The sequence below is a fragment of the Peribacillus sp. AS_2 genome, assembly GCF_026891895.1.
Classification (GTDB): Bacteria; Bacillota; Bacilli; order Bacillales; family DSM-1321; genus Peribacillus; species Peribacillus frigoritolerans.
In genome coordinates, this window is the sequence record NZ_JAPTGA010000026.1 from 20,221 (window position 1) to 34,986 (window position 14,766).

The following is a 14,766-nucleotide window of genomic DNA, read 5'->3' on the forward strand; positions in this document are numbered from 1 at the left end:
AGGCCGTTTCAAAAAAGAAACGGCCTTTTCTTTATTTTTTATTTTTGTAGAGCTTGAACGACTTCCTCCAGCTTCATGCCCCTGGAAGCTTTAACAAGTATGATGTCATTTTCATGTGTGGACGACTTAAGTTCCTCTATAAGCTCCTGCTTATCTTGAAAAGGGCGAACCTGCTCCGATGAAAAAGACTTGCTCGCTCCCTTGGCAATAAACTCGGCTAAAGGACCATATGTGAAAATCTTATCAATCCGCTCATTGGAAATCAATTCACCAATTTTCGTATGAAAGTCTTTTTCCTGCGGCCCTAACTCTAACATATCTCCCAATACAAGGATCTTATTCTCGAATCCAGATAAGCCCTCAACCAACTCCACTGCCGCCTTGACTGAAGTTGGACTGGCATTATATGCATCATTGATGATTTTCTGTCCTTTTGCGCCTTCAACCAATTCCATCCTCATATTAGTCAACTGAATGGTCGATAGGCCTTTACGGATCGAAGAATCATCCACATTGAATTCTTCAGCAACCAAGATGGCCGCCAACGCATTTAGCACATTATGATGACCTAACACAGGTATCTCATAACCGATCTCCTTATCACCGCTTGCGATGGTAAACGTGGTACTGTCCGCCCCTTGGCTGATGGCCTGTGGATATAAATCATTTTCTTCCGTACGTCCAAAAGATATTACGTTTAAATCAGGAAAATCCTTTTTGATCCGATTGCGAAGCAATGGTTCATCACCATGATATATCAGCGTTCCATCTTTCGCCAAACCTTCGACAATTTCCAACTTCGCATTAGCGATTTCCTCGCGTGATCCTAAATCCAATAAGTGTGATTCACCGATATTGGTAATGATCGCTACATCAGGCTTTGCCATTTTGGATAAGAACTCGATTTCACCGCGGCTGCTCATCCCCATTTCCAAAACAGCCGCTTCCGTATCCTGTGCCATAGAAAGTATCGTTAGCGGCAAACCTAAATGATTATTGAAGTTTCCATTGGTTTTATGAACCTTATAGGCAGTGGCCAGCAGCGCAGCGGTCATATCTTTCGTAGTGGTCTTACCATTGCTCCCTGTTATCCCAATGACTTTTATATTCAACTCCTGGCGGTAAGAACGCGCCAATTGTTGAAGTGCTTTCTCAGTGTTTTCGACAATGATTATCGGTAAATCATCAGGAGGATTCGGAACATCCCTTTGCCAAAAGGAAGCTGCAGCCCCTTGCGCTAAAGCCTGCTTGACATACTCATGGCCGTCAACCTTCTCTCCCTTAAGCGGAATGAACAAACATCCTTCCTTAACCGTTCTTGAATCGATGGTAACCCCATTAATTCCTTTGGACTGGAATGGACTGATATCATTCAATCCCCCTGCCATTTCTTGTACTTGTTTTAACGTTCTCTTTATCATTTTGTTCCTCCTACATTCATCGAACCGTTAATCGCTCTCCGTTAACCAAACGAAGCAGAAACCAGTTTAAATCGCACCGGTTCCTGCTGATTGGAATCCATCAAATCAAGGCATGATGGATTGTGGAGTTTACTGATACTTTACCTGCATGATCAAACTGTATATTTGATTTGTTGTTTTTCCTGATGACGTTCCAAGGCAAGTTTCACGAGTGTTTCAATTAACGCTGGATAGTCGACACCTGTGTGCTTCCACAATAACGGAAACATGCTGAAAGGAGTAAACCCAGGCATTGTATTCACTTCATTAATATAGATTTGCCCCTCATGCGTCAAGAAGAAATCTGCGCGGACCAATCCAGAGCAATCCAATGACTTAAAGGCAGTAATGGCCATTTCGGATAAAGCTGCATACTCGCTTTCCGTTATCTCCGCCGGAATGACCATCGCTGAATTACCGTCTACATATTTTGCTGAATAATCATAGAAGGCAAAATCTTTCTTTGGGATGATCTCGCCTGCCACTGAACAAGACGGTTCATCATTACCAAGAATACCAAACTCGAGTTCACGAGCAATGACCCCTTCTTCAATGATGATCTTCCGATCGAATTGAAAAGCTTCCGCTACCGCTTTTTCCAGTTCATCAGCATCATTACATTTGCTGATACCGACACTTGAACCTAAATTGGCAGGTTTGACAAAACAAGGGTACCCCAATTCATCCGCTACCTTTTTGATGGCACTTTCAGTATTCTTCTCCCATTCGGAACGAATGAACCAAGTGTATTTCACTTGAGGAAGTCCTGCCTGGGCAAAAATGTTTTTCATGATGACCTTATCCATTCCTGCTGAAGAAGCTAAAACGCCATTCCCTACATAAGGAAGGTTCAACAGTTCCAGCATCCCTTGTACGGTTCCATCTTCTCCATTCGGTCCGTGAAGCAATGGGAAAATTACATCATACCCTGTTGATTCACTATCTTCATCAGTTGAATGTGCTTGCAAGGCAAGAGGCGAGCTCGATTTTTCCGGTGAAAATGTCAAAGCCTCCACATTCTCGGCAGGACCTGTTAACTTTGGTCCATTAATCCATGAACCATCTTTTGTTATGTAAATCGGATATATATCAAACTTTGCTAAATCGAGAGCTTTAATGACCGCTAAAGCCGTCTGCATAGAAACCTCATGCTCCGCAGATTTTCCACCATAAAGCAAACCAAGTTTAGTTTTCATGAGTTATTACCCTCCAATATTCTTTTAACCATGTTCATTGTATCACTTTACACTAAAACGGATAAAGCGAAACTTCCATCATTGTGGCTTTTCCAATGATTACTATTCAGCGGAACACAGGATAAAACCGCCACATCCTGTGGCAACTCCTGTGCTAGCACATCCTGTGCGTCGCAATCGGGCATTTACAGGCTGTTGGCTCACCACATTTCTTTTTCATTACATTTATCATCAGGCTTCCTTACAGCCTGTTAATGCGGGATAAAGCGAAACTTCCATCATTGAGGCTTTTCCAATGATTACTATTTGCAGAACACAGAATAAAACCGCCACATCCTGTGAACACCTCTACGTTTCCCTCTCTTATCTTTTATGCATGAGACGGTAAGTCTTACACCTAAAAAGTTCAAAGACTTCAAATAAAATCAGGAGGATGGTGTATTTCTAATAACGCTTTCCCAAATCTTCTCTTTTCGATTGAAAATAATAAATGCATCGGGCTCCTTACTATCTCTATCCAAAAAGGAATCATGCATTTCATCCATGTTTAAATAATCCCCTACGACCCATGCCGGTATCTCAATTTTCGTTCTAGTATACTTAACATCCCGAAAGGAAAAAACGAGCCCCTCTGCCAGAATATGAGCCAAGGAAACGATGATTTCTGCAGGAATCGCCGTCAGCTCTTTTTTCTTTCTGATTCCAAGCCACGTCCTCTCTAATTTTAACGGCTCCAGCTTTAGCGGAATCAGCCTTCCTAACATCATATAATATGTCGAAAGAGAACGAAAATAAATTTTATTGAACCAGCCATCATCCTGGGCAAGGTACACAAATTGGTTATTCAATTTACGGAAAAACGGGGGATCCAGATGGGTTTTAGCATGTCCTAAATATAAAAGTTCCGCTATTTCCCTTCCATCCAATTCATCCAGCCCTTCCGCTTCTTCAAAATCGATCCAACAGAAATCTCCATATGCCCGGACATTTTCTTTAACGAGCTTCGCAATAGCTTCAGATGAAGCGCTCTCAAGCAGGACATTCAAATTGTATTCCCCACCATCGAATTGATGTTTCAATAATAAGATCGAATCCAAGGTATACGGAAGCGAATTGACGAATTCACGAAAATTGAGTCCATTAAAAAGGACAAACCGTTCGGAAGCCTGCATATACATGTATAAGATATCATTACTTTCATTCTTCATAACCTGACCCCCTCCGAGCTCTCAATCAATAATGTTATTTTATCAAACTTTTGGAGTTTCACGTAAGTTATATAACCCCAATATTAATCATCATCTGCATCAGGTAGAAATCCATATTAACCAAATTCGAAGAAAGGATTATAAATGGTTTTTTCATTCATTCACTCATTTCATAGGGCCGCTTCCCTTTTTGCTGATGCTTCCCCAACTCAAAATGACCGACATTAGCTTTGAAAACAAATCAACCGTATTTTAAAGCCGGAAGGTAGTTTCATTTCACAACACATGACCTTCTGGGCCGAGAGGAAATGATTTGGTTTTGGGGTAAACAAGATGAAAGGCTTTATGAATTTGGGGGTATTTTGACATCCGGGAAGACGCGTCAAGAAGGTAGTTTCCTCCATAAAACAATTAAACTTGAAGTGCTTGAGTATCTGAAGGAAGCAGAGTTTACAGTCATCTAGAAAAATTAAGGAAGCGCTTTTTCATTCAATAAAAAAATCCAGAGTGACATTTCACTCTGGATTTTTTATATTAAGAAACTTGCTCTAACTCTTTTTTGGAAGGAGGGTTGAATTGACCTTCCCATTTAGAGATGACGATTGCCGCAAGTGAATTACCGATAACGTTTACCACTGTACGTCCCATATCAAGAATACGGTCGATACCGGCAATAAATGCTAGACCTTCAATAGGAATACCGACAGTTCCCAATGTCGCTAAAAGAACTACGAAAGATACACCCGGTACACCCGCAATTCCCTTGGACGTGATCATCAACACTAGCATCAGCGTAATTTGCTCATACGCGCTTAAATCGATTCCGTACATTTGAGCGATGAAGATAGCTGCTAACGCTTGGTATAATGTAGAACCATCAAGGTTAAAGGAGTATCCAGTCGGAATAACAAATGTAGCAATATGTTTTGGACATCCCGCTTTCTCCATTTTTTCCATGAGTTTCGGAAGAACCGCTTCTGAACTTGCAGTAGAGAAAGCAAGAATCAATTCTTCTTTTAGAAGTTTAATCAGCGTAAAGATATTGAATCCGACAAATTTCGCAATAAGACCAAGAATGACTATTACAAAGAAAATCATTGTTCCGTATACAGAAAGCGCTAACTTTCCTAGCGGAATTAAAGATTCCAAACCGAACTTGGAGATCGTCACACCGATTAGTGCAAATACACCGATAGGAGCGAATTTCATGACCATGTTAGTTAGGTAGAACATTCCTTCAGCTGTACCTTGGAAGAAGCGGAATACTGGTTTACCCTTTTCACCGATGGCTGCAATACTAAGCCCAAACAACACGGAGAAGAAAATGATCGCTAGCATATCGCCTTGTACCATAGCTTGAACTGGATTGGATGGTACAATGTGAACGAGTGTATCCACGAACGATTCATGCTGCTTAGTTTCTGCTGTATCAACATACGTAGAAATATCAGTTTGTTCCAGCTTATTCATATTCACACCAGCACCAGGCTGGATGATATTCGCTGAAATTAAACCAACAGCAATCGCTATCATAGTTACGACAACAAAGTATGATAATGATTTAGCACCTAGTTTACCTACCGCTTTCAAATCACCTACACCAGCAACTGCAACGATAAGGCTTGAAACGATGATCGGCACTACAATCATTTTAATCATTCGTAGGAAAATGTCTCCGAATGGCTGTAAAAAGTTTTGGGCCGTCTCATTACCATAAAAAATGGCACCAACGATAATCCCTAGAATTAAACCAATGAAAATTTGGCTAGCTAAACTTAGTTTGAATTTCTTCATTTACTTTCCTCACCTTCCATAAAGTCTTTGATGCAAAAACATTTTTGTCTCGGTAAGGGAAACAAGATACTAATAAAAGAAAGTAATTTTTCTTTTTTGAAAAACTCTGTCTTTACGCCGAAAAAAAAGACACTTCATGTGTCGATTTCTTATAGGCGTGAATATTCACACATGTTCCCTTGAAGACGCTGACGAGGTTAGCTGTCGGGTTAGGATTGGAAACACAAAAAGCCCTTTCATTTCTGAATTCACCCCTAGCGGATAAAATCCACAAAAATGGGTCCCCCGTTCTTGGAATAAGATTAAGCGAGTTAACTTATAATAAAATATTATACTAAAAATGATAATCTGTAAATATTTATTCGCATCCGTTCTAGAAAAAGGTCTTTAAATATGTCTGAATATTCTGTATTAATAGCTACTCTATCTATAATTACGCTTCCCGATTTTTAATCGCTTAAGTTATATTGATATAATTAATTAATAATTTGTCCTCACCTCTCTTGTGAAAAAAGCGGTTATTTTTCCAGAATGCCAAGTAACAGGTATCTTACTTTTTCCCTAGAGGTGAATTTTTTATAAGTTCTAGCTTTCACTTTTTCAAATTGAATCGGGGTAATAAAATAAGAATGGTTCTTCACTGCCACATTCGGCTTCAGGAGGATGACGTCACCTACAGACGGTCCCTTTATGATTTCCTGCTTCCCTTCAGCCTTAAGACCTTTTGTAATGTAATGTTTATCCACATGGCCTTTATTCGTCAACTTGTAAATATATGGATGTTTTTGGTATTGTACCGCCTCTATCGGTATAGAGGGTACACCGGCTTTCTCATTGGTTATTACAGTAAGATTCACTTTCGATCCCACCAACAGAGGTTCCGTTTCTTCGCCTTCCGGTTCGATTAAAGCCTGAAATGGAAATCTGTTATCTTTTTTTAATGATGGCTCTTCTGCGGGATAGGAATGGATACGGCCTATCGTCCCTTTCAATGCCTTTTTTGAATCAGAGGAACTTGCTTTTATAGTCATGCCCACTTCAGCCTTTTTCATTTCCTCTCCGGAGAAATACCCTTCAATTGCCATATTTGTAGAAACGATGGATATAATGGGATTATCAAGGTTTTTATTGATATTTTTAACGACACCATCAGCCTCGCTCGTCGTCACAATTGCACTGGACTGCTCCTCAATCGAACTTAATTTAGCGTCTAGCATTTTCACTTTTTCATCCAACCTGTTTTTTTCTAGTTCCTGCTTGTACATTTCTTGCTCAATGTTACTTTTAATAAGGTCTGAAGAGCTTGTTGTTATATCAATATTCAAGTTTTTTTCCACCGATTCATCAATTGCCGCTTCAGGTTCACTGGTCACGGTCCCCTGATAAGAACTCAACTTCCCTATGTATTCCTCAATCCCTGCCCTTTCCCCCTCAGCTGCCGTTTTCTCCGCTTCCAAACTCGCTTTAAGCGCATCAAGTTCGGTCGCCTTATACTCAAACAACGAGGAGCCAGCCGTAATCGAATCGCCTTCTTTTACAAGGAATTTCTTAAAATCATTTTTCTTGGCATCAAAATAGATATCATACTCTTCTACTGGTTTAATTACCCCATTTGTTTGAATAGTATCCGTAATTGTATCTTTTTTTACCTTAGTCCAGTTTTCAACGAAAACCGTCCGTTCCACTTTGCTTTCCTTTTTTTCAATAAGGTATAAGTTAACGGTTATTAACACTATCGACGCAATGGATACCGCCACTATTTTCCAGTTACCACTCATTCATTTCACCCGCTTTATACAAATACGCCTACTTGGATGTATCCTAAAAAGGCTTTAACAAACCATGTGGCCAAATAGAATAGAACAATCATTAAAAGGACCAAATAATTATTACGTTCTGTAAATTCCTTTAAATAAAAATATTGCAGAGCAATAATGAGAAATTGAAAAATGGTAATTTCACTGAAAAAGTGAATGAAATAATCACTTCTGAGAAAATACTGACTTATGATCCCCAAAGAAAAAGGATTGGCATCGCTGCCTATATCCATTAAAACGAATAAGGGAATCAATAATGTTTTTTCCACTAATTGCAGGCCAAAAAGAATCATTTGAACGATAACTAATTTTATGTAGGGGATATCAGTAACGATCCAAAAGAATAGAGCTGCTAAAAATATGTATATGGAAGGGTGGATTATTCCTGTTATTATATTGCCGCTCAAAATCAGCAACTTTGCTGCTTCAAATTCATTGACGCTCATCTTCGTGATTTCTTTGGAAAATGATTCTGAACCAATCCCAAAATATCCCCCAACGGCGAATACTATAAGACTAAGAAAATATATAAATATTAATTTCAATCCAAACTTTGTGACTGCCTCTGCATTTTGCAGCTGATAACGACTCCGATAAGGCTGTAAAATGCCCTTTAACAATCCGACCTGGTACACCATAATTGGTCCTCCTGCAAAAAATGATATATCATCATACATTTTATCCTATTTTGGAAACAATTGCAGAAATAAGGAATGAATATACAAAAAAAACACATAAGCCTTTCCCTTTAAATAGAATCCCCACACTAATTTGGAGTTAATACCGACAAATGGTGGGCAAGGACTTTAATGCGTGAAGGAGTTTGCCTATAGTTCTCTCCATCCATATCCACATCAAGCGGCCTCTTTGATTCAATAGTCAAGGTACCTGCTTGTAAATAAGTCACCCCAGAGTCAGAACTCATATTTTGAGTCCATGAACGTTTCATCGCTATTATTTCTAAAAATGCACCAAGGCTTGCATTTTCCAAGATGGCAACGCCAAAGAGCCCATCGTCTGGTCTAATCATGGGAAAGGGCAATAAATTAGTGCCGATAAAACAACCATTCAAGACCAAAATCATAACTGCTTCCCCTTCAATGAAATCCCCATCATATTCCACTTTATAGGGAAAGGGAGAACTCTCACCAATCGTCCTTACAGCGCTTAATAAATATCCTATCTTTCCGAACCTGCTTTTTTCCTGCTCATCAATATTATTTGAAGCATCTGAAATAAGCCCAACTCCCCAAAAATTGGAAAAATAGTCATTATTGGACTTACCAATATCAATTGGACGAACCTTACCGTTTATTAATGCTTCCGCAGCTTGACGAACATTTTGAGGAATCTTTAATGTCCTGGAGAAGTCATTGCAAGTCCCTCCAGGTAAAATCCCAAACAACGGCCGCCTCTGAAGGGGTGAAAGGCCATTTACACACTCATGTACCGTTCCATCTCCTCCCAATACGAAAACTACATCCATTTCTTCACCATATTCCAAACAATAACGGCATGCATCGCCTTTTTGCTTTGTTTGTAGAATGAGAAACTCATCAATATGTGGAGCTAATACCGGAAGACACCCTCCTAGATTCCTTTCGAGTTTATCATTTCCTGCATTTTTATTATAAATCAGCATTCCCTTTTTCCATCGCATGATTCCAGCCCCCATATTATTGAAAGAATTGTCTTCTTCCCATCACTTTTTACTTTTTCCTAAATCTCCGTTTTTAAATCTCATTAAAAATTTAAATGAAAAAGAGGCTTTCGCCCCTTTCAGTAAAGCCTTCATATATTCAGCAAATAATCCTTCATCAATAAGATAAGCTTTGAACACAAGGGGCTTCTTTTTTCATTTTTTTCCAAAAATAACAAAAGGCTTTCCAAGATGATTGAGCTTGGCCTAACCTTTGAAAATTCTTCCTGGAGTGCCTTTAAAGCTTCCGTAATTTTACGTGTTTCCATTCCCTCTTCTTTACGTGTTTCCACTTCCAGCATCCTGGCGATAATCGAATGGATTTCTTCTTTTGGGCTCATATCCCGCATCGAGCAACCTGGTAGGGGAAATTGTTTCAATAATGGATCTTCCATGTTCTCCAGACTTGTGACAATGGAATCCATCCGGTTCAATATGAAGCTAGGTAACAATTCTACATCGAAAGCATTTTGTTTCCTGATCAATATTCCGATATAGCCTTTAAAAAGCGAATCTAAAATAATGGTGCAATCGGGCAGAAGATCAGATGAAAGTCCCGGGTATAACTCAATGATTTTACGCTTGAACCAAATCAAGCCCTCTTCATGGATATAATGTAAAAATCCATCTAGTTCCTTGCTGATATGAACCATTTGTTCCTGCATCATCATTTGAATCAAGTTGGTATTTCCCGTCATATGCTCAATGTGAACAGTGATCTGCCTCATGAATTTGTCTTTACTGGACAATGAAGCATCCAGTTCAAGATCAAGTAATGAGTCTGTCAACGCTTCATAATAAAATTTAAAAATGGAGACTAGTAATTCCTCCTTCGATTTAAAATAATTATAAAAGGACCCTTTTGCTATCCCGCATTTTTCAACAATTTCCTGAACCGAAGTTGCATGATAGCCTTTCTCCGCGAAAAGCTCCACAGACTTATCTATGATCATCTTATTTTTTTCTTTCATCAAATTCATCCTATCTCTTAAAATTGTCCACCGGTGACCAACTGGTCACACCCTCCAAATTGTATCCCAAAACCCTTGAAATAACAACGTTAGCACTAACGGATATTATCTATTGCAATCATAATCCATATACTATATATTTGAGTTTGTGACCGACTGGTCACAATTTTATGTATGGAGGGTACAAGCTTGAATTCAATAATTAAATTTTCATTAAAGAATAAATTGGCAATCTGGTTGCTTACCATCATCATCGTTGCAGCTGGTTTATACTCCGGTTTAAACATGAAACAAGAAACCATACCAAGCATCTCCACTCCTTTAATAAGCATTTCCACTGTTTATCCTGGAGCTGCACCTGAAGAAGTAGCAGATAAGCTCACAGACCAGATTGAGCTAAAAGTAACAAATTTGCCAGGAGTCGAATTAGTCAGTTCTTCGTCTATGGCCAATGCCTCTTCCATCCAATTACAATATGATTATGATACGGATATGGATGATGCAGTAAAAGAAGTGAAAGAAGCTTTAGAGAAATTGGAACTGCCAGAGGGAGTAGATGACCCGAGCGTATCTAAATTAGAATTAAACGCTTTTCCTGTCGTCGCACTCAGTGTAACAGATAAGGCTTCTGATTTACCAGCCCTTACAAAAAATGTCGAAGAGGTGTTAGTACCTAAACTTGAAGGAATTGACGGCGTGACATCCGTATCCATTTCCGGACAGCAAGTAAATGAAGGAAGCCTTGTATTCGACCAGGACAAGATGGCTCAATACGGGCTCGATGAAGAAACCGTAAAGAAGGTTATCCAGGCTGCAAACGTCAGTATGCCGCTTGGCATATATAACTTTGATGATAAAGAGAAAACGATCGTTGTGGATGGAAACATTTCCACACTAAAGGACCTGAAAAATATAAAGATACCTTTAACCGGCGGCCCGAAAACAGGAGCGCCGGCACAAACTGGACAGGAAACCAATCAATTATCTCCTGAAATGGAAACAGGTCCTGCCCAACTGCAAAATGTGAAATTATCAGATATTGCCGATGTTAAAATTACCGGTAAGGCTGAATCGATTTCAAGAACAAACGGTAGCGAGTCGATTGGAATCCAGGTTACAAGATCACCTGATGCCGATACAGTTGCAATTGTCGACGAAGTAAATGAAGAAGCATCGAATTTCAAAGAAGAGTTTAATGGGGTAAGTGTACACACTACTCTCGATCAAGCTAAACCGATTAAAGATTCCGTTGAAACCATGATCAGCAAGGCACTCTTCGGCTGTCTGTTTGCCGTTATTGTTATCATGCTGTTCCTTAGGAACTTTAAAACGACTCTCATTTCCGTCATTTCGATTCCATTATCCCTGTTAGCAGCCCTTTTGGTGCTCAAACAAATGGATATTTCATTGAATGTCATGACACTTGGGGCCATGACCGTTGCGATTGGCCGAGTCGTCGATGACTCCATTGTCGTCATAGAAAATATTTATAGAAGAATGGCTTTAAAAGGCGAACAATTAAAAGGCGGCGAATTAATACGATCTGCCACTAAGGAAATGTTCATCCCCATCCTTTCATCGACAATCGTTACTGTAGCTGTATACCTGCCTTTAGCAAGCGTTACAGGACCTGTCGGGGAACTATTCACGCCATTCGCCTTAACAATGGTGTTTGCATTAGTCGCTTCATTAATAATCGCCATCACACTTGTTCCGGCAATGGCAGACTCTTTATTTAAAAAGGGACTATCTAAAAAAGAATTAAAATCACATGAAGAAAAACCAAGCAAACTATCAGCATTCTATCGAAAATCACTGGATTGGTCATTAAACCATAAACTAATCACTTTCGGCACAGCCATTGTATTATTAGTTGGCAGTTTATTCCTAATCCCAAGCATCGGTGTAAGCTTCATGCCTGCAGATGAAGAAAAAACGATCATCGTCACTTACACTCCCGCACCTGGAGAGTTAAAAGAGGATATTGAAAAGCAAACAGAAAAAGTGGAAAAATACTTCATGGATAAAGACGATGTGAAGACCGTTCAATACACACTTGGCGAAAGCATGATGGGCGGAGGCATGATGGGTGGCTCGAGTAACTCGGCTCTCTTCTATGTACTCTATGACGAAGACACCGAAAATTTCGGGGACAAAAAAGAAACCGTCATAAAAGAATTAACTGAACTTGATTCACCTGGAACATGGAAACAACAAGATTTCACATCAACATCAAGCAACGAGACCACTCTGTTTGTTTACGGAAATACACAAAAAGATATTGAACCGGTAATTGATGATATTCAAAATATCATGAAGAAAAATAAAGATTTAAAAGATGTTGATACAAGTCTTTTAGATGCTTATGAGCAATACACATTAGTTGCAGACCAAGAAAAGCTAAGCGACCTTGGACTGACAGCTGCACAAATTGGCATGTCCATCGCCAATACGAATAAGGATGATGCTTTAACTACCATTAAGAAAGATGGAGAAGAAGTCAAAGTATATGTCGAGACAAAAGAAACGACATTCGAAGACAAAAAAGATCTAGAGAATACGAAAATTTCTTCTCCAATGGGAATGGAAATCCCATTGAAAGAGCTTGTAAAAATCGAAGAAGGCAAAGCTTCCGATACAATCACCCGCCGCGATGGAAAAATTTATGCCGACGTGTCTGCAACAATCAAATCGGATGACGTGGCCGCAGTGACAGCTGAGGTACAGAAGGAAGTTGATAAATTAGATCTTCCTGCAAGCGTCTCTATAGACTACGGCGGAGTGACGGAAGATATCCAAGAATCATTCACTCAACTTGGTATCGCTATGTTAGCGGCCGTTGCTATCGTATACTTTGTCCTAGTGGTTACTTTCCATGGTGGTTTAGCACCAATAGCCATTCTCTTCTCCTTACCATTTACGGTAATCGGGGCATTGGCAGGGCTATTCATTGCAGGTGAGACCATCAGCGTTTCGGCAATGATGGGTGTCCTGATGCTTATAGGTATCGTCGTGACCAATGCCATCGTATTAGTCGACCGTGTTATCAAGAATGAAGAATCCGGGCTATCCACCAGGGAATCTTTACTCGAGGCAGGATCCACCCGTCTACGCCCTATCCTGATGACTGCCCTTGCCACAATCGGCGCTTTAATACCTCTGGCAATCGGTGCGGAAGGCAGTGGATTAATATCACAAGGTTTGGGAATTACCGTTATCGGCGGACTGGTGAGTTCTACATTGCTAACACTTGTAATAGTACCGGTAGTATATGAATTTATAATGAAAATAGGTAAAAAGAAGAAAAAAACAGTTAAGTAACGAAGAAAAAGAAGAGGGGATTCCTTATTTCAGGAACCCCCTCTTTTTTAATTCAACAATGCATCAATATGTTCGGTCCTTTTGACTGAACTATATTCCTCTTCTTTCAACCCGTCCCATCTCTTAAGACAAAACGTCCTATTCGTCATTTCCAAGGAATCTGTTTGTTTAAACAAAAAAAGGAAAGATCTCTCTTCCCTTTTTCATTTCTTTATATTAGTGTTTCGTGAAAGTTTGATCTATCGCATTTGCCAGATCAAGCGATTTTTCTTTTAGATAACGCTTCGTTACGTTTAAATCTTTATGACCGGCAAGCTTTGATATCGTTTGTATATCTATTCCATTATCCACTAACCTTTGACAAAAAGTATGTCGCAGTTTATGCGGATGCACATTGTATTTTTTCAATATATATTGAACTGACCTCGGAGTGATCCTTTGATTATAGCTTGAGATGAATAACGGATCTGCTTTTTCTTTTAAAGAAAAAAGATAATTTTGTACATGTTGAATGGCCGATATGGTAAGGGGTACGGATCTGTCGATTTCACCTTTTGCGTTCCGGACAAGTATATAATTCCGCTCTGTTTCCATTATGACGTCACGGCCATTTAAGTCACATAATTCGGAGACACGAATTCCAGTATGTAACAAAAGGTAGACGATGGCAATGTTCCTTAGATTCCCTTCTGCTTCTATATCTCTTAACAGTATCTGCTGCTCATTGAGGCTTAAAGTTTCAGGTACCTCAAGCTTGTGCTCCTTAACTTTACGTTCCACTGAAAGCATCACTTGCGGTTTACCTAAAAATTTAAAGAAGACATTTAATGCAATATAGTGTTTTTCGATTGTCCCTGGGCTTTTCTTGCAATTTTCTAAATTATCAAGATAACCCTGAACATCTTCAGAATGGATCTCCATCAATATCTTTTGTGTCTGGTCACAAAACTGTGAAAGGACACCAGTATACGTTTTGATCGTATTAGCTGATTTGCCTTGGTCTCTCAACCATTCAGCAAACGAAAAAATCATTTCATCTTTAGCAGAGGTATCCATCGGCTATTCCCCCAATGACAGTTTCAGAACTATGTTAAGTTTAACATATATCCCTACAGAAACGAAGAATTCTGTCCCTTTGTCTTAAACTGATATGGATAAGACAGATAGCTATAGAAATTCAGATGCATTAATAGTATGTCCTACCATTTATCCTGCATATAACTTTCTTTATGGTCTATAACAGGTTTAAATAATAAGTACTGAGGATAACGACCTCAAAAAAGACCAGCCGGATGGCTGG

The 14,766-nt window shown here is 39.4% G+C and carries 10 protein-coding genes and 1 riboswitch; of the genes, 1 reads left to right on the top strand and 9 read right to left on the bottom strand.

Translation table 11 applies throughout. The features are described 5' to 3' along the window. Positions 1-38: 38 nt before the first annotated feature. The 8 genes from OTG27_RS25715 to OTG27_RS25750 form a co-directional block, all read right to left on the bottom strand. Complete coding sequence (locus OTG27_RS25715) at positions 39-1,421, bottom strand: UDP-N-acetylmuramoyl-tripeptide--D-alanyl-D-alanine ligase (RefSeq protein ID WP_268938504.1); 1,383 nt, start codon at positions 1,419-1,421, stop codon at positions 39-41. Between the two features lie 152 nt (positions 1,422-1,573). After that, on the bottom strand, positions 1,574-2,656 hold the full coding sequence (locus OTG27_RS25720) for a D-alanine--D-alanine ligase (RefSeq protein ID WP_063574489.1): 1,083 nt from the start codon (positions 2,654-2,656) through the stop codon (positions 1,574-1,576). A gap of 425 nt (positions 2,657-3,081) precedes the next feature. Beyond that, positions 3,082-3,864, bottom strand: a complete 783-nt coding sequence (locus tag OTG27_RS25725) for a hypothetical protein (protein ID WP_268938505.1) — start codon at positions 3,862-3,864, stop codon at positions 3,082-3,084. 534 nt (positions 3,865-4,398) lie between these two features. Beyond that, positions 4,399-5,658 (bottom strand): cation:dicarboxylate symporter family transporter, encoded by a 1,260-nt coding sequence (locus OTG27_RS25730; protein WP_268938506.1) that lies wholly within the window; start codon positions 5,656-5,658, stop codon positions 4,399-4,401. Between the two features lie 171 nt (positions 5,659-5,829). Then, positions 5,830-5,977: riboswitch (cyclic di-AMP (ydaO/yuaA leader) on the bottom strand. A gap of 199 nt (positions 5,978-6,176) precedes the next feature. After that, positions 6,177-7,436 carry an efflux RND transporter periplasmic adaptor subunit gene (locus OTG27_RS25735; RefSeq protein WP_268938507.1) on the bottom strand — a complete coding sequence of 420 codons (1,260 nt, stop codon included), beginning with the start codon at positions 7,434-7,436 and terminating at the stop codon, positions 6,177-6,179. A 14-nt stretch (positions 7,437-7,450) separates the two neighbouring features. Then, complete coding sequence (locus OTG27_RS25740) at positions 7,451-8,113, bottom strand: hypothetical protein (RefSeq protein WP_098185006.1); 663 nt, start codon at positions 8,111-8,113, stop codon at positions 7,451-7,453. A 128-nt stretch (positions 8,114-8,241) separates the two neighbouring features. Then, a complete protein-coding gene (locus tag OTG27_RS25745) occupies positions 8,242-9,135 on the bottom strand; it encodes a YegS/Rv2252/BmrU family lipid kinase (RefSeq protein ID WP_268938508.1) in 894 nt (297 codons plus the stop codon). Between the two features lie 131 nt (positions 9,136-9,266). After that, positions 9,267-10,145, bottom strand: a complete 879-nt coding sequence (locus tag OTG27_RS25750) for a TetR/AcrR family transcriptional regulator (RefSeq protein WP_057277198.1) — start codon at positions 10,143-10,145, stop codon at positions 9,267-9,269. Positions 10,146-10,334: 189 nt separating this feature from the next. Between OTG27_RS25750 and OTG27_RS25755 the strand changes: the two genes are divergently transcribed. Beyond that, the gene (locus OTG27_RS25755) at positions 10,335-13,466 is read left to right on the top strand and encodes an efflux RND transporter permease subunit (protein WP_268938509.1); all 3,132 of its coding nucleotides are present in this window, start codon (positions 10,335-10,337) and stop codon (positions 13,464-13,466) included. Between the two features lie 216 nt (positions 13,467-13,682). Here the strand turns inward: OTG27_RS25755 and OTG27_RS25760 are convergent, their stop codons facing one another. Beyond that, the gene (locus OTG27_RS25760; protein WP_034306417.1) at positions 13,683-14,522 is read right to left on the bottom strand and encodes a tyrosine-type recombinase/integrase; all 840 of its coding nucleotides are present in this window, start codon (positions 14,520-14,522) and stop codon (positions 13,683-13,685) included. Positions 14,523-14,766: the final 244 nt, after the last annotated feature.

Excerpts from the sequence above, each read along its gene's own strand:
- OTG27_RS25720 (WP_063574489.1), bottom strand. The coding sequence starts at position 2,656 with ATGAAAACTAAACTTGGTTTGCTTTATGGTGGAAAATCTGCGGAGCAT.
- OTG27_RS25760 (WP_034306417.1), bottom strand. The coding sequence starts at position 14,522 with ATGGATACCTCTGCTAAAGATGAAATGATTTTTTCGTTTGCTGAATGG.
- OTG27_RS25735 (WP_268938507.1), bottom strand. The coding sequence starts at position 7,436 with ATGAGTGGTAACTGGAAAATAGTGGCGGTATCCATTGCGTCGATAGTG.
- OTG27_RS25750 (WP_057277198.1), bottom strand. The coding sequence starts at position 10,145 with ATGAAAGAAAAAAATAAGATGATCATAGATAAGTCTGTGGAGCTTTTC.
- OTG27_RS25740 (WP_098185006.1), bottom strand. The coding sequence starts at position 8,113 with ATGGTGTACCAGGTCGGATTGTTAAAGGGCATTTTACAGCCTTATCGG.
- OTG27_RS25725 (WP_268938505.1), bottom strand. The coding sequence starts at position 3,864 with ATGAAGAATGAAAGTAATGATATCTTATACATGTATATGCAGGCTTCC.
- OTG27_RS25730 (WP_268938506.1), bottom strand. The coding sequence starts at position 5,658 with ATGAAGAAATTCAAACTAAGTTTAGCTAGCCAAATTTTCATTGGTTTA.
- OTG27_RS25745 (WP_268938508.1), bottom strand. The coding sequence starts at position 9,135 with ATGCGATGGAAAAAGGGAATGCTGATTTATAATAAAAATGCAGGAAAT.
- OTG27_RS25715 (WP_268938504.1), bottom strand. The coding sequence starts at position 1,421 with ATGATAAAGAGAACGTTAAAACAAGTACAAGAAATGGCAGGGGGATTG.